Annotated in this window: 13 protein-coding genes and 2 pseudogenes; 9 read left to right on the top strand and 6 right to left on the bottom strand. The window is 60.1% G+C overall.

What is annotated here, in order from left to right; genetic code table 11:
* Nucleotides 1–56 precede the first annotated feature (56 nt).
* The 6 genes from melA (BS629_RS22225) (at nucleotide 57) to melA (BS629_RS22200) (ending at nucleotide 9,123) form a co-directional block, all read left to right on the top strand.
* Entirely contained in the window at nucleotides 57–1,523 is a 1,467-nt protein-coding gene (gene melA, locus BS629_RS22225; RefSeq protein WP_026188756.1) for an alpha-glucosidase/alpha-galactosidase, read from the top strand.
* Nucleotides 1,524–1,645: 122 nt separating this feature from the next.
* Nucleotides 1,646–3,733: an ABC transporter substrate-binding protein gene (locus BS629_RS22220; RefSeq protein ID WP_018246372.1), complete on the top strand. Its 2,088-nt coding sequence runs from the start codon at nucleotides 1,646–1,648 to the stop codon at nucleotides 3,731–3,733.
* A gap of 173 nt (nucleotides 3,734–3,906) precedes the next feature.
* Nucleotides 3,907–4,914, top strand: a complete 1,008-nt coding sequence (locus tag BS629_RS22215; protein WP_026188757.1) for an ABC transporter permease — start codon at nucleotides 3,907–3,909, stop codon at nucleotides 4,912–4,914.
* Nucleotide 4,915: 1 nt separating this feature from the next.
* Entirely contained in the window at nucleotides 4,916–6,052 is a 1,137-nt protein-coding gene (locus tag BS629_RS22210) for an ABC transporter permease (RefSeq protein ID WP_018246374.1), read from the top strand.
* A gap of 10 nt (nucleotides 6,053–6,062) precedes the next feature.
* Nucleotides 6,063–7,730, top strand: coding sequence for an ABC transporter ATP-binding protein (locus tag BS629_RS22205; RefSeq protein ID WP_018246375.1), 1,668 nt, complete (start codon nucleotides 6,063–6,065; stop codon nucleotides 7,728–7,730).
* Between the two features lie 22 nt (nucleotides 7,731–7,752).
* Nucleotides 7,753–9,123, top strand: a complete 1,371-nt coding sequence (melA, locus tag BS629_RS22200; protein ID WP_018246376.1) for an alpha-glucosidase/alpha-galactosidase — start codon at nucleotides 7,753–7,755, stop codon at nucleotides 9,121–9,123.
* Between the two features lie 139 nt (nucleotides 9,124–9,262).
* On the opposite strand, the pseudogene BS629_RS40565 reads toward melA (BS629_RS22200), so the two are convergent.
* The 5 genes and pseudogenes from BS629_RS40565 to BS629_RS22175 form a co-directional block, all read right to left on the bottom strand.
* Nucleotides 9,263–9,783 (bottom strand): annotated as a pseudogene (locus BS629_RS40565) (transposase family protein); the annotation flags it as partial.
* Nucleotides 9,784–9,907: 124 nt separating this feature from the next.
* On the bottom strand, nucleotides 9,908–10,249 hold the full coding sequence (locus BS629_RS22190; RefSeq protein WP_018246377.1) for an NIPSNAP family protein: 342 nt from the start codon (nucleotides 10,247–10,249) through the stop codon (nucleotides 9,908–9,910).
* Between the two features lie 138 nt (nucleotides 10,250–10,387).
* The gene (locus BS629_RS22185) at nucleotides 10,388–10,876 is read right to left on the bottom strand and encodes a cupin (protein WP_026242473.1); all 489 of its coding nucleotides are present in this window, start codon (nucleotides 10,874–10,876) and stop codon (nucleotides 10,388–10,390) included.
* Between the two features lie 1,136 nt (nucleotides 10,877–12,012).
* Nucleotides 12,013–12,624, bottom strand: coding sequence for a L,D-transpeptidase (locus tag BS629_RS22180; RefSeq protein ID WP_018246381.1), 612 nt, complete (start codon nucleotides 12,622–12,624; stop codon nucleotides 12,013–12,015).
* A gap of 338 nt (nucleotides 12,625–12,962) precedes the next feature.
* Nucleotides 12,963–13,241 (bottom strand): thioredoxin domain-containing protein, encoded by a 279-nt coding sequence (locus BS629_RS22175; protein WP_026188759.1) that lies wholly within the window; start codon nucleotides 13,239–13,241, stop codon nucleotides 12,963–12,965.
* A gap of 279 nt (nucleotides 13,242–13,520) precedes the next feature.
* Here BS629_RS22175 and BS629_RS38970 point away from each other — a divergent pair, with 279 nt between their 5' ends.
* Nucleotides 13,521–13,688: a hypothetical protein gene (locus tag BS629_RS38970; protein WP_157626510.1), complete on the top strand. Its 168-nt coding sequence runs from the start codon at nucleotides 13,521–13,523 to the stop codon at nucleotides 13,686–13,688.
* A 98-nt stretch (nucleotides 13,689–13,786) separates the two neighbouring features.
* On the opposite strand, the pseudogene BS629_RS39930 reads toward BS629_RS38970, so the two are convergent.
* A pseudogene (locus tag BS629_RS39930) lies at nucleotides 13,787–13,968 on the bottom strand (regulator); the annotation flags it as partial.
* Between the two features lie 275 nt (nucleotides 13,969–14,243).
* Here BS629_RS39930 and BS629_RS22160 point away from each other — a divergent pair.
* Together BS629_RS22160 and BS629_RS22155 are read left to right on the top strand one after the other, a co-directional pair.
* The gene (locus BS629_RS22160; RefSeq protein ID WP_018246383.1) at nucleotides 14,244–15,242 is read left to right on the top strand and encodes an ABC transporter substrate-binding protein; all 999 of its coding nucleotides are present in this window, start codon (nucleotides 14,244–14,246) and stop codon (nucleotides 15,240–15,242) included.
* A complete protein-coding gene (locus BS629_RS22155) occupies nucleotides 15,226–17,037 on the top strand; it encodes an adenylate/guanylate cyclase domain-containing protein (RefSeq protein ID WP_204339521.1) in 1,812 nt (603 codons plus the stop codon). Before BS629_RS22160 ends, BS629_RS22155 begins: the two co-directional genes overlap by 17 nt.
* Nucleotides 17,038–17,094: the final 57 nt, after the last annotated feature.

Genomic DNA, 17,094 nt, shown 5'->3' with positions numbered 1-17,094 from the left:
CCCGATCCTCCATGGCCTTCTTTTCCTTAGCATTCGATTGGGTCGAGGTGAAGATCATGAGTTTCAAAATCGCTATCATCGGTGCGGGCAGCGTCGGGTTCACCAAGAAGCTGTTCACCGATATATTGTGCGTTCCGGAGTTTCGCGACATCGAATTCGCGCTGACGGATCTCAGCGAACATAATCTCGAGATGATCAAGGCGATCCTCGACCGCGTCGTCGAGGCGAACGGGCTGCCGACGAAAGTGACGGCGACGACCGACCGGCGCAAGGCACTGGAAGGCGCGCGCTACATCATCAGCTGTGTCCGGGTCGGCGGTCTCGAGGCCTATGCCGATGATATCCGTATTCCGCTGAAATACGGCATCGACCAGTGCGTCGGCGATACGATCTGCGCCGGCGGCATCCTCTATGGCCAGCGCAACATCCCGGTCATCCTCGACTTCTGCAAGGATATCCGCGAGGTCGCCGAGCCCGGTGCGAAATTCCTGAACTATGCCAACCCGATGGCGATGAACACCTGGGCGGCGATCGAATACGGCAAGGTCGATACCGTCGGCCTCTGCCACGGTGTCCAGCATGGCGCCGAACAGATCGCCGAAGTGCTCGGCGCGAAGTCAGTGAGCGAGCTCGACTACATCTGCTCCGGCATCAATCACCAGACCTGGTTCATCGACCTGCGCCTCAACGGCCGCAGGATCGGCAAGGACGAGCTGATCGCCGCCTTCGAGGCGCATCCAGTCTTTTCGCAGCAGGAGAAACTGCGCATCGACGTGCTGAAGCGTTTCGGCGTCTACTCCACCGAAAGCAACGGCCATCTCTCGGAATACCTGCCCTGGTATCGCAAGCGGCCGGATGAGATCACCCGCTGGATCGACATGTCCGACTGGATCCACGGCGAGACCGGCGGCTACCTTCGTCATTCGACGGAAACGCGCAACTGGTTCGAGACCGAATATCCGCAGTTCCTCGAATCCGCCTCGCAACCGATCGATCCTGCCAAGCGCTCGAACGAGCATGCCAGCCATATCCTGGAGGCGCTGGAGACGAACCGGGTCTATCGCGGCCATTTCAACGTCAAGAATAACGGCGTCATTACCAATCTGCCGTCCGACGCGATCATCGAATCGCCAGGCTTCGTCGAACGTTTCGGCATCAACATGGTCTCGGGCGTTACCCTGCCGGAAGCCTGCGCTGCCACCTGCATTTCCTCGATCAACGTCCAGCGTATGTCGGTACATGCGGCCATATCGGGCGACATCGACCTTCTGAAGCTTGCCGTGTTGCACGATCCGCTGGTCGGCGCCGTCTCGACGCCGGAAGAGGTCTGGCAGATGGTCGACGAGATGGTCGTTGCCCAGGCCTCCTGGCTGCCGCAATATGCCCATGCCGTGCCGGCCGCCAAGGAGCGGCTGTCGAAATCGAAGGTGCAGACCCGCGACTGGGCGGGGGCCGCACGCCGCAACGTTCGCTCGATCGAGGAGCTGCGCGCGGAAAAGGCGGCGCTGAAAAAGGCCGTCTGATTTTCGTGAAGCTTGGGTTGCCGGGGGTTTCCGGGAGGGAAATCCGCGGCGTCCGGCCCGGTTTCACGTGTTCGAGGAGAAGGGAGCCGCGTGATCGCGCTCCGGAACAAGAGGGAGAAACGATGATGAATTTTCGTAACGCAGGCATTCTGGCCGGACTGGCGCTCAGCGTCTCAGCCGCGGCGCTGAATGCATATGCCTCCGAGCCAACCGTTCCACCGGCGCCGGCGGACTTTCCGGCCGAAGGCAAGATCAACTATGTCGCGCGCGACTCCATCCTGGAGTTCAAGGCGCTGCCCGAATATCATGAGCCCGACTGGGTCACGAAGAATTTCGTCGCCACCGGCAAGCTGCCGCCGGTCAAGGATCGGCTGCCGAAGGAGCCGCTGGTCTTCAAGACAGGCAATATGCCCGACGGCATCGGCGTCTACGGCGATACGATGCGCCACGTCATCGGCGGCCGGCCGGAAGGCTGGAACTACGGCGCCGGCCAGACGCAGGGCTGGGGCGGCATCGATATCGGCCTCTCCGAATGCCTGACGCGCACCGCGCCGCTGTTCCAGGTGCAGGCCTCAGACACCGAGCCGCTGCCGAACCTCGCCAAGAGCTGGGACTGGTCCGAAGATGGCCATAAGCTGACCATGCACCTGATCGAAGGCGCCAAATGGTCAGACGGCGCGCCGTTCAATGCCGACGACATCATGTTCTACTGGGACGACGAAGTCATCGACCCGAACGTCTCGCCGCTCGGCGGCGGCGCATCGCCGGAAGCCTTCGGTGCCGGGACGACGCTGAAGAAGGTCGACGATTACACCGTCGAATGGACCTTCAAGGAGGCCTTCCCGAAGCAATATCTCTACACGATGTCCTACCCGAATTTCTGCCCGGGTCCCTCGCACATCCTGAAGTCGAAGCATCCGAAATATTCGAAGAACACCTACGACCAGTTCAAGAACGCCTTCCCGCCCGAGTTCATGAACATGCCGGTCATGGGCGCCTGGGTACCGGTTGAATATCGCCCGGACGACATCATCGTCATGCGCCGCAACCCCTATTACTGGAAGGTCGACGAGAAGGGCGATCAGCTGCCTTATCTGAATGAGCTGCACTACAAGCTCTCGACCTGGGCCGACCGTGACGTCCAGGCCGTGGCAGGATCCGCCGACTTCTCGAACCTCGAGCAGCCGGAGAACTTCGTCGCCTCGCTGAAGCGTGCCGCAGAGAAGACGGCGCCCGCCCGCCTTGCCTTCGGCCCGCGCCTGATCGGCTACAATCTCCGCATGAACTTCTCCGCCAACGGCTGGGGCAACCCGGACGAGCGCGGTGAGGCGATCCGCGAGCTGAACCGTAACGAGGACTTCCGCAAGGCCGTCACCATGGCGCTCGACCGCAAGGCAATCGGCGACTCGCTGGTCAAGGGACCGTTCACCGCGATCTATCCCGGTGGGCTCTCCTCCGGCACCAGCTTCTACGACCGCAACTCGACCGTTTACTACCCCTATGATCTTGAGGGCGCCAAGGCGGAGCTCGCCAAAGCCGGTCTCAAGGACACCGACGGCAACGGCATCGTGAACTTTCCGGCCGGGACGCTCGGTGGCAAGGATGTCGAAATCGTCATGCTGATCAACAATCAGTACACGACCGACAAGAGCCTTGCCGAAGGTGTCGTCGGCCAGATGGAGAAACTCGGGCTGAAGATCGTCATCAACGCGCTCGATGGGGCCAAGCGTGACGACGCCCATTATGCCGGCCGCTTCGACTGGCTGATTCAGCGTAACACGACGGAACTGTCGTCGGTGGTGCAGAACACCGAACAGCTTGCCCCGGTCGGCCCGCGCACTAGCTGGCACCATCGCGCCGGCAAGGATGACCAGCTCGATCTGATGCCCTTCGAAAAGGAGCTTGTCGACGTCGTCAACAAGTTCAGGACGAGCCAGAACAACGACGAGCGCGTCGATCTGATGAAGCAGTATCAGAAGATCTCGACGGAGCACGTCAACACCGTCGGCCTGACGGAATATCCCGGCGCGCTGATCGTCAACAAGCGGTTCTCCAACGTGCCCCAGGGTACGCCGATCATGATGTTCAACTGGGCTGAAGATTCGGTGATCCGCGAACGCCTGTGGGTGGCTGCGGACAAGCAGGGCAAATACGAGCTGTTCCCCGAACAGCTGCCCGGCAAGCCCGGCGAAAAGGGCCCGATTAACTGATGCCTGTCATCAGGACACAAAGAGCTAAAGCGCGTCGCATGTGATGCGACGCTGGAGAGTTCCCTCCCAGCTGAAGTGAGATTCAGGCCGCGCGTGGCGCGCGGCCTGATATGACCAACAAGCCGGCCGCGCTGACAAGGAGCGACTGGCGGCAAGGAGAAGCGAACCGTTCGATGTTACGATTCCTGCTCGTGCGCATAGCCTCTGCGATCCCCATTCTCTTCATCCTGAGTGTGGTGACCTTCGCGATCATCCAGGCACCACCCGGCGACTACGCCGATTATATAAGATCCCAGTTGATCAACCAGGGCGGCGCATCCTATGCCCAGGCCGAAGCGCAGGCGCAGCTCTACCGGGTCGAACACGGCCTCGATAAGCCGCTGGTCGTCCAATACGTCAACTGGATCGGCGGGATCGTGACGCGCGGCGACTTCGGTTACAGCATGTTTTACAACAAGCCGGTCGCCGATGTCGTCGGTGAACGCCTGCCGCGGACATTGCTTCTGGCGCTCGTCTGCCACCTCTTCGCCTCGGTTCTCGGCATCGGCTTCGGCATCTGGGCGGCGACGCGCCAATACAGCTGGATCGACAGCCTGCTTTCGGGGATTTCCTTCCTCGGCATGACGGTGCCGCGCTTCCTGATGGCGCTCATCATCGTCTATCTCCTGGTTTTCCAGCTGAACGTCTCCGAAATCGGCAGCTTCTTCTCGCCGCAATATGGCGGGGCGCCCTGGTCGTGGGCGAAATTTGTCGATTTGGTTCACCATGTCTGGCCGGTCGTGGCGATCGCCACCTTCGGTGGGCTCGCCTACAATATGCGCGTCATGCGCGGCAATCTGCTCGATACGCTGAATGCCCAATATGTCGAGACGGCCAAGGCCAAGGGGCTTTCCGGCGCAGCCGTGGTGATGCGCCATGCGGTGCCGAACGCGCTGCACCCGCTGGTGATGTATCAGGGCGTCGTGTTGCCCTACATGCTGACCGGCGAGATCGAAACCGCGATCATCTTCGCTTTGCCGACCGTCGGCCCGGCGATCGTCGGCTCGATGGCGGTCGGCGACGTCTATGTCACCGCCACCTTCATGATGGTGCTGTCGGCGACGCTGATCGTCGGCAACATCATCGCCGACATGCTGCTCGCCCTGCTCGATCCCCGTGTCCGCCAATATGGAGGAGCCTGAGATGCTGGCTTTCGACTCCGCGCCGCCTCCGCCGACGACAGAACTTTCCATCAACAAGCCATCACGTGGCCATGAAAGCTATATCGCCCTTGTCTGGCGCCGGCTGAGGCGCTCCTGGACCGGCATGGCAGGGCTCGTGCTCGTTGTGCTCCTGATCGTCATGGCGATCTTTGCCGATTTCTTTGCGCCGATGGACCCGAAGGCGACCGATGTCGGCTTCGCGCCGCCGCAGGTAATGAGCTTCCACGACAAGGACGGCAATTTCGTCTTCCAGCCGCGTGTCTATGCGCTCTCCGATTCCGAAGAGCTCGACCCCGTCACCTTCCAGCCGATCGTTGGCATCGACTACGACAATCCGCGGCTGCTCGGCTTCTTCGTCAAGGGCGCTGAATACCGGCTTTTCGGCCTGATCCCGGCCAGCCGGCACTTCTTCGGCTCGACCGATGGCCAGCCGGTGCATTTCCTCGGCACCGACAAGTTCGGCCGCGATGTGCTGTCACGTGCCATCATCGGCTCGCGCATTTCGCTGACGATTGCCCTGACGGTGGTCTTCATCGTCACCATCATCGGCACGACCGTCGGAATGGTGTCCGGTTATTTCGGCGGCACATTCGATATCTGGTTGCAGCGTTTCGTCGAACTGGTGCTCGCCTTCCCACAACTGCCGCTCTATCTGGCGCTGACCTCGCTGATCCCGGTGACGGCGCCGACCAACGTCTTCCTTGCCTTTGTCATCGCCGTGATGTCGGCGCTCGGCTGGGCGCAGATGTCGCGCGAGGTGCGCGGCAAGACCTTAGCGCTCGCCCGCATCGATTATGTCCGGGCGGCAATGGCTGTCGGCGCCACCGACACGCGCATCATCATGCAGCACATCTTCCCGAACGTGATGAGCCACGTCATCGTCGCGGTGACGCTGCATATACCGAGCGTCGTGCTGCTGGAATCCTTCCTCGGTTTTCTCGGCTTTGCGGTCAAGCCGCCGCTGATCTCCTGGGGGCTGATGCTGCAGGACACGGCGACCTATTCGGTGATCGGCTCCTATCCCTGGATTCTCTCCCCCGTCGGCTTCGTGCTCGTCACCGTCTTCGCATTCAATGCGCTCGGCGACGGATTGCGCGACGCGGTCGATCCTTATTGAGGTGATTGATATGGCTTTTGCACTGGTCAATTCCTTCGCCCCGCCCGTCCGCCACGACCATGATGGCCGTTCGGACACGCCCATTATCGACGCCCGCAATGTGGCGGTAAATTTCAAGGTCGAAGACGGCATGGTCGAAGCCGTCAAGGACGTCTCGTTTCAGCTCTATCGCGGCGAGACGATCGCGATCGTCGGCGAATCCGGTTCGGGCAAATCGGTAACGGCGCGAACGGTCATGGGGCTTTTGTCGAAGCGCGCCGTCGTCTCCGAGAAATCAACGGTCGCCTATGACGGCAGCAATATCCTGAAATTCTCCGAGCGGGCGCGCCGCAAGCTGCGCGGCGACCGCATCTCGATGATCTTCCAGGAGCCGATGAGCTCGCTGAACCCGATCTATACGATCGGCAGCCAGATCGTCGAAGCGATCCGCGTGCATCGCCGGATCAGCAAGAGGGATGCGCAAAAGCGCGCGCTCGAACTGCTCGAACATGTGCAGATCCCCGATCCCGCCGCGCGGCTCATGCAATATCCGCACCAGCTTTCCGGCGGCCAGCGCCAGCGCGTGATGATCGCAATGGCGCTTGCCAACGATCCTGATGTGCTGATTGCGGACGAGCCGACGACGGCGCTCGACGTGACCGTGCAGGCGCAGATCCTGAACCTGATCCGCAACCTGCAGAAGGAACTGGGGATGGCCGTCATCCTCATCACCCACGACCTGACCGTGGTGCGGCAGTTCTCGGATTACGTCTATGTGATGCAGTACGGTGAAGTGCGCGAGCACAACACCACCGAAGCGCTGTTTGCCAATCCGCAGGACACCTATACCAAGCATCTGCTTGCCTCCGAGCCGCGTGGCCAGGCCAATCCGCTGCCGGAGGGATCGGATGTCATCCTCGATGCCAAGGGCGTGCGTGTCTCCTTCATGATGCGTCACGGAACCTTTCTCAAGCCGGCGATGCGTGAGCTTGTCGCCGTCGACAGCCTCGATCTGACGCTGCGCCGTCACGAGACGCTCGGCCTCGTCGGCGAATCCGGCTCCGGCAAGACGACATTCGGCCAAGCGATCCTACGCCTGAACACGCCCGATAGCGGCGAGATCCATTTCGACCATCAGCCGATCCACGGCCTCTCCCGGGCCGAGATGCGGCCACTGCGCGCCCGCATGCAGGTGGTGTTCCAGGACCCGTTCTCATCGCTCAACCCGCGGATGACGATCGGCCAGATCATCGAGGAAGGGCTCGTCGTCAACAGGCTGGGCGCGACCAAGGCTGAACGGCAGGACCGGGTGCGCGAAGCGCTTGTCGCCGCCGGCATGCCGGGCAATATCCTGTCGCGCTTCCCGCATGAATTTTCCGGCGGCCAGCGCCAGCGCATCGCGATCGCCCGCGCCATCGCGCTGGAGCCGGAATTCATTCTGCTCGACGAGCCGACATCGGCCCTCGACCTTTCCGTCCAGGCGCAGATCATCGAACTCCTGCGCAAGCTGCAGGACGAGCGCGGCCTGAGTTACCTGTTCATTTCCCACGATCTCAAGGTCGTCAGGGCGCTTTGCCATCGTGTCATCGTCATGCAGCATGGCAAGATCGTCGAAGAAGGCCCTGTCAACGAAGTTCTATCCCATCCCAAGACCGCCTACACCGAACGGCTCGTCAAAGCCGCTTTCGAGGTAGCATGATTGCCGAATGCCGGAGGTTATAATGGCAAGAAATCCCAAAATCACTTTCATCGGAGCTGGCTCCACCGTCTTCATGAAGAACATCGTTGGCGATGTGCTGCAGCGTCCGGCTCTGTCGGGCGCGACGATCGCCTTGATGGATCTCAATCCGCAGCGGCTGGAGGAAAGCGCCGTCGTCGTCAACAAGCTGATCTCGACGCTCGGCGTGAAGGCGAAGGCCGAGACCTATTCCGACCAGCGCAAGGCGCTTGCCGGCGCCGATTTCGTCGTCGTCGCTTTCCAGATCGGCGGTTACGAACCCTGCACGGTCACCGATTTCGAAGTGCCGAAGAAATACGGGCTGCGCCAGACGATCGCCGATACGCTCGGCGTCGGCGGCATCATGCGCGGCTTGCGCACCGTGCCGCATCTCTGGAAGGTCTGCGAAGATATGCTCGCCGTCTGCCCCGAGGCGATCATGCTGCAGTATGTCAACCCGATGGCGATCAACACCTGGGCGATATCAGAGAAATATCCGACCATTCGCCAGGTCGGCCTCTGCCACTCGGTGCAGGGCACGGCGATGGAACTGGCCCATGACCTCGACATTCCCTACGAGGAAATCCGCTACCGCGCGGCCGGCATCAACCACATGGCCTTCTATCTCAAGTTCGAGCATCGCCAGCCGGACGGCTCCTACCGCAATCTCTATCCCGACCTGCTGCGCGCCTATCGCGAGGGCAGGGCGCCGAAGCCCGGCTGGAACCCGCGCTGCCCGAACAAGGTGCGCTACGAGATGCTGACGCGGCTCGGCTATTTCGTTACCGAAAGCTCGGAGCATTTCGCCGAATACACGCCCTATTTCATCAAGGAGGGCCGCGACGACCTGATCGAGAAATTCGGCATTCCGCTCGATGAATATCCGAAGCGTTGCATCGAGCAGATCGAGCGCTGGAAGGGGCAGGCGGAGGCCTATCGTTCAGCCGACAAGATTGAGGTCGCGCCGTCGAAGGAATATGCCTCCTCGATCATCAATTCGGTCTGGACGGGCGAGCCCTCGGTGATCTACGGCAATGTCCGCAACAATGGCTGCATCACATCGCTGCCGACCAATTGCGCCGCCGAGGTGCCCTGCCTCGTCGATGCCTCCGGCATCCAGCCGACCTTCATCGGCGACCTGCCGCCGCAGCTGACGGCGCTGATCCGCACCAATATCAACGTGCAGGAACTGACGGTGCAGGCACTGATGACGGAAAATCGCGAGCACATCTATCATGCCGCAATGATGGACCCGCATACGGCAGCCGAACTAGACCTCGACCAGATCTGGTCGCTGGTCGACGATCTGCTCGCCACCCACGGCGACTGGCTGCCCGAATGGGCACGCACGACCCGCAAAGTACAGGCCGCCTGACACCCCCTCTCCCGGGTGAGGCGTCAAGAAGCCCCGCGGTCGCAACAACCGCGGGGCTTTTTTGCGACAGGAACGACGGCTCTTGCAATCGGCATAGTGACCCGGACGGTCGCGGCGACAGCTTATCGCCATTTCATTAAACGCAACTGCCATAGCGATGATTGCGCCGCGAGGCCCAGTCGTCGATGCCAATCACCGAGGGCGGAATCGACAGCGGCAATCCTTGCCTGCGTATGACGCGGAGCAAGGTGTCGTTGCTGACCAGAAGGATGGGCCGCTGAGCAAAAACGCGCCGCCGGGCGTCCTCCAAGCGCGAGGGCCAGATGGTGGACGAGATGCTCGAGACGCCCGGTTCGTCTGGCGTAGGGAGGTAGCACATCGCCGAACCGCCCGGCGAATATCTGCCTGCCGCCGAGCACCGCATCACAGGTGAACCTCCGCGTGCGCACGAGAAGCCTGACCGCGCCTTCCCGACAGGGAGAGGTCCGCGACCTGGCGGCAATAGCAGCTTCGAACCGTTCGCGACATTTGTCCGCATGCCGAACATGACGCGGTAGCGCCGGAGGAAAGCAAGATGCAGGTCTCGTCGTCAATGTGGGTAATGCGTTCGGCGATGAATCCAGCCGGTACCAAATCAGAAAGGCGAAACTTAGTGCTCATCAGGCTGACTCCTTGGTGGAAACCAGCAAAGCGGCATCGTTACAACTGCATCAAAACCCCAATATTCGGCGCTGAAACACGCCAAAAAGACTTCCCAATCAATTGCGTGCTGCGTTTCCGCCCGTTATTCCGACGGCTCGGGGAAGCCGCGGTAAAAGCTCGTCGGCTGCAGCAGCGAACTGGCGATGTTGGCGATGATCGGCCCATCCGCCTCGCTCTTTGCCCTCGCTTCCTGCCACTCGCGATCGGCCACGAACTCGGCCCACTTCTGCTCGCGCTCCGCCAGCGACCGCCATTCAAGGAGGTAGGTCAGATCGTTGCTGGAAGAACCGATCATCGTCGTCCAGAAGCCGAGTGAGCGGATGCCGAGTCGCTCCCAGATCGCCAGCGTCGCGGTCTCGAAACGCTGCTGCAGTGCCGGCAGCCTCCCCGGCAGACATGTATAGATGCGCAATTCGTGGATCATCGGATGCTCCTCATGTTGGTCAGGCTAGATCGTGGATATCGTTCAGCGCTGGAAAAAGCGAGGGGCCGCTTCTCCGCTTGTCGGACGCTTGTCCTTAATCCTGCGGCAGACTGCGAAATCGGTCACTGTGCCCGATGACTACCGCCATTTCTCCGTGAGAAATCCTGACGATCCTTGGACGGGGTCGGTGTGGGGCAGGGGGACTGACGAGATTTTCGCCAGCATTTGGCTTGAGGGAGCGGACGTCTGAATGTCGGCATGCTGTCCCTTAGGATAAGCGCCTACCACCTGGAAGTCCGACGTGCAGCCGAGATTTCGGTGCCCTGTTCCGGCTGGAAGTACCAGGCAGTCTCCCGCTACCACATCAAGCTCTTGACCGTCGGGACCGCCGATCAACAGCTTGGCGCTGCCAAGTGCAATTCCCAGGACTTCATGGGCACCGGAATGGTAGTGCTGATAATCGAAGACACCGTTTATCCAGACGCCTGTCCAACCGTTTGCAGCGAAACGACGGTCGAAATCAGTAGGTTCAGCATCAGCAAAGAGCCCTCTGTAAAGCAATACAGGAAGATGCGGATTGTTCGGGACCCAGTCGCTCGGCTTGAAAAATATCGTCTCGATGTTCATGTTGAAAATTCCCAAGCGAGTTGTCAATTGCCGCGAGCCGACGGCCATCGAGCCGTCGACGTTTTCCCCCAACTCTTACGCAGCGTTTTCAATTGAACTCATCTGCGATGATGTTCTCAAAAGCTAAACTTTGGCAATCACCAGCGGTTCCTTGGCATGCCGCAGGTTCGAAGAGGGCGCATTCCGACTGATGCGCAAGGGGCCCCCTATGCCGGGCCCTCATTGGTCTCTGATTGTCAATCTGATAAGTCACAACAAGATGCATTTGTCATGGGGCGGGAACGTGATCTGGTGAAATGCCTTCGTCTTGGTGTTAGCGCCGTCTATTGCACTTTCACCATACAGCCATGCTGCGGCAGGCAGTTTAGACATGCAGCTTCGACCACCAAGTCGTCATCACCAAAGGGAGCGATGGCCAGGATAGACTGAAAATCGACGACCGAGAGGTCCTGAAGAATTACTATGTCGACATCGATGAGACGCATGTTGTCAATGGGGTCGGGGTAGCTGTCGGAACCTCGTCGGTAGCTGATATGCGTGTGAGGGATCGCCGTTAGTGGTTTCCTTCTCTAAAGGACAAAATCCACGAATCGATGGTCCGCTCGATATTGCTTTATCGTGACGGTCAGCCCTTTCGGACGACAAGCTCATACCTTGCACTCCGGCAACACCAAACCAAGTGGGACAGAAATGGGAGTGGACAGCCAGCGCCGGATTCAAAGGAATCCAGGGCGAAGCCTTCGTTGCTGACACCCTAAAGGCTGGGACCAACTGCGGGAGCGTTCGGTGACCCACCCTGCAGGATTGCTGGATTGTGCGGAGGTGGCAGCAGAGATCAACCGTTTGGTCGAGCAGATAAAGCGCTTCTCAACGACATCCTGCTTGGCGTGAGTTCTGGCGAATTTAAGGGTGACCTTTTTGTCGGCACATCCTGCTCGCGACACATGTGCACGGATCAAGAAGCCGTTGTCGTTGCAAACCTTGCTTCGCGAACTGTCTTTCTCGCTTGGAAGCCGTCCGGGCAGAAGATCAAGGTTAATCCCGACGTGAAAGCATGGCCTGAAAAGGCGAAGGCGGACTTCGTCAGTGGTCAGCGAAGTGGAAATGACGGGACAGTTCGGTCAAGCGATATTCGATCACTGCTGGACGATCACCCGGGTCCCCGGCTGAACCATATCGTAAAGCTCCTCGACGTCCTCGCGGTACATCCGAAAGCATCCGCTCGATGCATTGGTGCCGATGGAGGAGGGGTCGTTGGTGCCGTGGATGCGCAGCAGTCCGTCGGCAAGGTAGATCGCGCGAGTTCCGAGCGGGTTTGCCGGGCCGGGTTTCACGACGGCCGGAAGCCGTGGGTTCTTCTGCCGCATGCTGGCCGTGGGTCGCCATTCGGGATGCAATCGCTTCGACACCACCCGCGTTGTTCCGTACCATTGCTTGCCTTCGCGGCCGACTGCGATGGGGTAGGCGAACTGCTCGCCCTGTGCGGTCGTGTAAATCAGAGTGTGCTCACGCGTGGCGATGACGACGGTTCCCCTTCTAATTCGCGTCGATGGCTCCCCACGTTCTTGCAAAGGTTCCCGATAGCCAGGTTCTGGCTCGTAGTAGGGAGGAGGGGGATACGGGCTGTAGGGATCATCATAGTCGTAGCCCCCATAATCGTCGTATCCATCATGCGGGTCATAAACTTGGGCCTGGGCATGAATGGGCGTCAGCAAAAGGGCCGCAACAAGGAGAGCCATCAATCTCATTTTACGCAATCCGTCTGTTATACAGCCTGATTGGGCGGAATTGTGTGGCGGTACTATGGCGGGTTCAGTCTGGATTCCACGGTGATCTCTCGTCGCTCCCATCAACCGCTGAGTTCCTGTCTGCTTCAAGAAAGCGGAATGATGACGAAGCGATCTAGGGGAGGCGATTCGCGGGCTAGACCGGGAGGTAGACCTTTACCAAATTTCAAAATGCATCGCGGCCTAAGTTCACCGGTGGAACCCAATGGTCACATGCAGCGCGTCGTCAGCCTCCTCCCGATGGCGCGCTACCATTCGTCCTCTGATCAAAACCGGACTTCCATTACCAACGACTGTCATTAGAAAGATGACGACGGAACCACACCGATAGTTGGGACAGGTGGTTCCTGTTGCCGCATTTTGTTTTCTTGCTCGTCACCGGGGCTAAGTGCGTCGCGCACTTCATCGTCTTCCCAACCCGCCTCGATGGCGGATGCCACAAGCGTCTCGATTTTCTCGGTTTCCGACGCATGCGAAGTCTCAGCCAGGCGGCGTCTGGCGGTCTCGAGGCACTGACGGAGGTTCGAAGCGCGACTGGGGTCGTTACGGTCGTAGCTTGGTGATGCGATGTAGGTCATAGGAAGCTCCCTGCTGATCGAGAGGAACACCTGAACAGAACTCCGGTTCCACACTACGCATCTGCGGTAAGCGCCGCCGTTTGCCGCCGGCGCTTACGTCACGCATTGGCGCTGATCCGCCTGCATCCCCTTCGCCTTAGGCGTTCATCAAGCGTCATCCTGGCGAATGGCCGGTGGCTGTGCTGCAGATGGACCATATGCTCTGACCACGGCAGTCTGGCTGTCTCGGAACTTTCGATCTCGCAAGTCTGTTCGTACTGTTGAATGGAGGAACTGGCCATGTCCAAAAAGAATAATGACAAAGGGGGCAATCCTAAAGACCAGCCGGTCAATCACCCTGACCGTAAAGAACTGCCACCGGAGCCTGACGATCAGAAACACCCGGCTCGAGATACAAGGGAGGCACCGGTGCCCAACCCAAACGGCGAGCCTGTCGACAAACCTTAGCAACTGCCAGACCGTCGTGAACCGACTNAACGTCTCGCGATGACATCATCGATGTCTTTGATTTCTCGAGCGCCGGCCATCCTAGCGTCGCAATCAAACTATTCCTCGGCGTCGGAACAGTTCTTATATTGCAGCTTCTGAAGTGGCGCATCCAGCCTCAGGATGAGCCCGGTCGGGGCGCAATCAAGAGAGACCTCCCCGAAAGCGGACAGGCTGGAGCTGACGAGCCGAGTGCCGAACCTTTCTTGCTCGGAGTTTCCACGGCGGGACCTCCAACCTCTTACCAAGGAGCACGTCGCCGCATGATCAGCGCCGCCGGCGCTCTGTCCGACGGGTAGGGGGGCGCCTTGTTCTGGCTTCGCAGCAACTGCCAACTAGGTTGCCCGCGCTACCAATGGGCGCCAATATCGACTATACTTTCGTCCACTGAATATCTTGGCTTGTTCGTCGGTCGCTCCTTCAGGAGAAGGGGCGCGTCGAAATGTGAGTTTGCAGCAATTAGCCGGATCTCATCATCCCACCGTTATGTGCCGTGGGTCAGCGAGGGGTGTTCGGATGAAACCGAAACGACGTCCCTTCCTCAAACTTGCAGTCGCGCTGGCGATGAGCCTTCCTGCCATCGCCGCTGCGCAGCAGACGTCGGCCAAGACGCCACGAATCGGCCTTCTCGCCTGGTGGCCTTGCGGTATGCCCTATGCGAGCGAAACCAGCGAGTTCGGAATGTTCATGCAAGGGCTTCACGACCTGGGCTACACGCTGCACGAACTCAGCTTCGAGTGCCGGAGCGCGAGTAAGCAAGACAGTCGCCTTGCAGCCGCAGCGGGGGACCTGGCGCAGCTCCCCGTGGATGTGATCGTGACTTCGTCTCAGCCGGCTGCGCATGCTGCCCAAGCAGCGACCGATGCGATTCCAATCGTGACCATCATCAGCGGTGACCCAGTTGCGGCAGGCTTAGCGAGCAGCCTCGCAAAACCTGGGGGCAATCTCACGGGTGTCACTTATTACGCCACTGAACTAGCCGCCAAACGGCTGCAGCTTTTGATGGAGGCCATACCGGGGCTTGCCACTGTCGGCGTGCTGGCAAACCCGGTGGTGTCATATCTCCCCTTCGAAACGGACACCAAGCAAGCTGCCCGCCACCTCGGAGTGGCTTTGAGCCTCCAGCAAGTCAGCGAGCCGGGCGAACTCGATGTTGCGTTCTCGCGCATGAAGGCCGACGGCGCTCAAGCCGCCTTGGTGCTTCCCGACCTCATGCTGGCCGACCAGTCGTCGCGAATCGCCGCCTTGGCGATCGAGCATCACCTGCCGGTCATGGCTTGGGGCTCGTGGTACGTCGCAGACGGCTGCCTGATGGCCTATTCGGCGGACTATGGTGTAATGCAACATCGGCTCGCCTATTATGTCGATCGCATTTTGAAAGGAACCAAGCCTGGGGAGTTGCCGATCGAGCAGCCGACGAAGTTCGACTTGTCGGTCAATCTGAAGACGGCAAAGGCACTCGGGATCGTGCTGCCGCAGACCGTTTTGCTGATGGCTGATGAAGTCATCGAGTGAGGATGGTGTGCGGCGTTCGATCCAGCTTCAAGCCGCCCCGATGCGCCGACCGTTGTTCCGGAAGTACTTCCTCGCCTTCTTCGCTGCGGTCATTGTTCCGCTGGCTATTAGCGGCATCGGCGACGCTTGGTTCGGCTATCGCGACCAGCGTGCAATGCTCAGCGCTCTATTGCGGGTGGAGGCCACATCGGCGGCCGGCAAAATTCAGAGCTTTCTCGACGGCATCAAGGATCAACTGGGTTGGACGGTCCAGCAAGCCTGGACCGCTGATGCCGAGGCATACCATCGGCTCGATGCACTGCGGGTGATGCGCCTAGCCCCGGCGATCGCCAGCATCACCCTTGTTGACGATGTCGGCGTCGAACGGCTGCATGTCTCCCGTATCGACTTGAACAGGATGGAAGGCGGATCGGATCGCTCTGGCGATCCTGCTGTCTTGGGAGTTCGTTCGAACGGCACATGGTTTGGGCCGGTCACTTTTCGCGACGGTTCCGAACCGTTCATGACCATGGCCATGGCCGGAAACCGTAAGGCAGGTGGCATCGTCGTCGCCGAAATCAACCTGAAGCTTGTCTGGACGGTTGTTTCGGAAATTCGCGTCGGGAATCGTGGCCGGGCGTTTGTTCTCGATCGGACCGGCCGGCTCATCGCCCACCCCGACATTAGCAAGGTGTTGCAGGGCACGGACGAGAAGACAGCGGCGGCCCTCACCAGATTGCGGGACGAGATCGCCGCCGCAGGGGGAGAGGCGACCACGGCCCGCAACGCCGAGAACGAACCGGTTGTGACCGCCATGGCGGCGATCCCCAATCTCGGTTGGACCGTGTTCGTGGAGCAGGCGCAGGCCGAGGCTTTCGCACCGCTGTATGCGTCATTGTGGCGGACGGGTGGCCTGCTGCTCGCCGCCGCCATCTTCGCATCGGCGCTTGCCTACTGGCTTGCCAGGCGGATGACCGGACCAATCCGCCTGCTGCAGGAAGGCACCGAAAAAATCGGTGCTGGACAGTTCGAGCACCGTATCGACATCGCCACAGGAGACGAATTCGAACGACTGGCGGACCGGTTCAATGAAATGGCGCAAGAACTCGCCGTATCGCGGGATCGTTCAGAGCGAATTGCACGGCTGAAGCGTTTTCTCGCGCCGCAGGTCGCGGAACTCGTCGAAAAGTCCGGCGACGAGAGCGTGCTCGCCGGACAGCGCGCAGAAGTCGTCGCTGTATTCTGCGACTTACGTGGCTTCACCGCTTTTTCGGCGCACGCCGAACCCGAGGAGATCATGCAGGTCTTGCGCGAGTACTATGAGGCGCTCGGCACGATCATCACACGCTACGAGGCCACGCTGACCAACTTCGCGGCAGACGGTTTGATGGTGCTCGTCAACGCGCCGGTACCGTGCGCAGACCCGGCACTTCGTGCTGTTGAGATGGCGATCGACATGCAGGACGCCATCCAGCGCCTGATCGCCGAATGGCGTCTGCTCGGTCATGCGATTGGCTTCGGCATCGGACTGGCGATGGGATGGGCGACAGTCGGCCGAATTGGTTACGAAGCCCGTGTTGACTACACTGCGATCGGACATGTCGTGAACCTGGCATCGCGACTCTGTTCGTCCGCCGCCGATCAGCAAATCCTCGTCGATCACGCTGTAGCGCAATCCGTGCGTGGAGAAATTTTATTGGTCGCTCTCGGCCCGCGACAGCTCAAAGGTTTCGACGAGCAAATACCTGCTTGGAAGGTCGGAACGAGAAGCGGAAGATCAAATGGCGTGCAAGAACCGAAGGGGTTGAACGGGTAGGTGGACCTCACACAGTTGAGAAGAGATCAGCCTCCTGAAATCTTGCTCGGTTCGCCA

This window comes from Rhizobium leguminosarum bv. viciae USDA 2370, from assembly GCF_002008365.1.
GTDB classification, from domain to species: Bacteria; Pseudomonadota; Alphaproteobacteria; order Rhizobiales; family Rhizobiaceae; genus Rhizobium; species Rhizobium leguminosarum.
The sequence above is the reverse complement of the archived record's forward strand: the minus strand, read 5'-3'. Positions and strand labels throughout refer to the sequence as shown.

Coding starts and splice junctions, on each gene's coding strand:
- melA (WP_026188756.1), top strand. CDS start 57: ATGAGTTTCAAAATCGCTATCATCGGTGCGGGCAGCGTCGGGTTCACC.
- BS629_RS22220 (WP_018246372.1), top strand. CDS start 1,646: ATGATGAATTTTCGTAACGCAGGCATTCTGGCCGGACTGGCGCTCAGC.
- BS629_RS22215 (WP_026188757.1), top strand. CDS start 3,907: ATGTTACGATTCCTGCTCGTGCGCATAGCCTCTGCGATCCCCATTCTC.
- BS629_RS22210 (WP_018246374.1), top strand. CDS start 4,916: ATGCTGGCTTTCGACTCCGCGCCGCCTCCGCCGACGACAGAACTTTCC.
- BS629_RS22205 (WP_018246375.1), top strand. CDS start 6,063: ATGGCTTTTGCACTGGTCAATTCCTTCGCCCCGCCCGTCCGCCACGAC.
- melA (WP_018246376.1), top strand. CDS start 7,753: ATGGCAAGAAATCCCAAAATCACTTTCATCGGAGCTGGCTCCACCGTC.
- BS629_RS22190 (WP_018246377.1), bottom strand. CDS start 10,249: ATGATCCACGAATTGCGCATCTATACATGTCTGCCGGGGAGGCTGCCG.
- BS629_RS22185 (WP_026242473.1), bottom strand. CDS start 10,876: ATGAACATCGAGACGATATTTTTCAAGCCGAGCGACTGGGTCCCGAAC.
- BS629_RS22180 (WP_018246381.1), bottom strand. CDS start 12,624: ATGAGATTGATGGCTCTCCTTGTTGCGGCCCTTTTGCTGACGCCCATT.
- BS629_RS22175 (WP_026188759.1), bottom strand. CDS start 13,241: ATGACCTACATCGCATCACCAAGCTACGACCGTAACGACCCCAGTCGC.
- BS629_RS38970 (WP_157626510.1), top strand. CDS start 13,521: ATGTCCAAAAAGAATAATGACAAAGGGGGCAATCCTAAAGACCAGCCG.
- BS629_RS22160 (WP_018246383.1), top strand. CDS start 14,244: ATGAAACCGAAACGACGTCCCTTCCTCAAACTTGCAGTCGCGCTGGCG.
- BS629_RS22155 (WP_204339521.1), top strand. CDS start 15,226: ATGAAGTCATCGAGTGAGGATGGTGTGCGGCGTTCGATCCAGCTTCAA.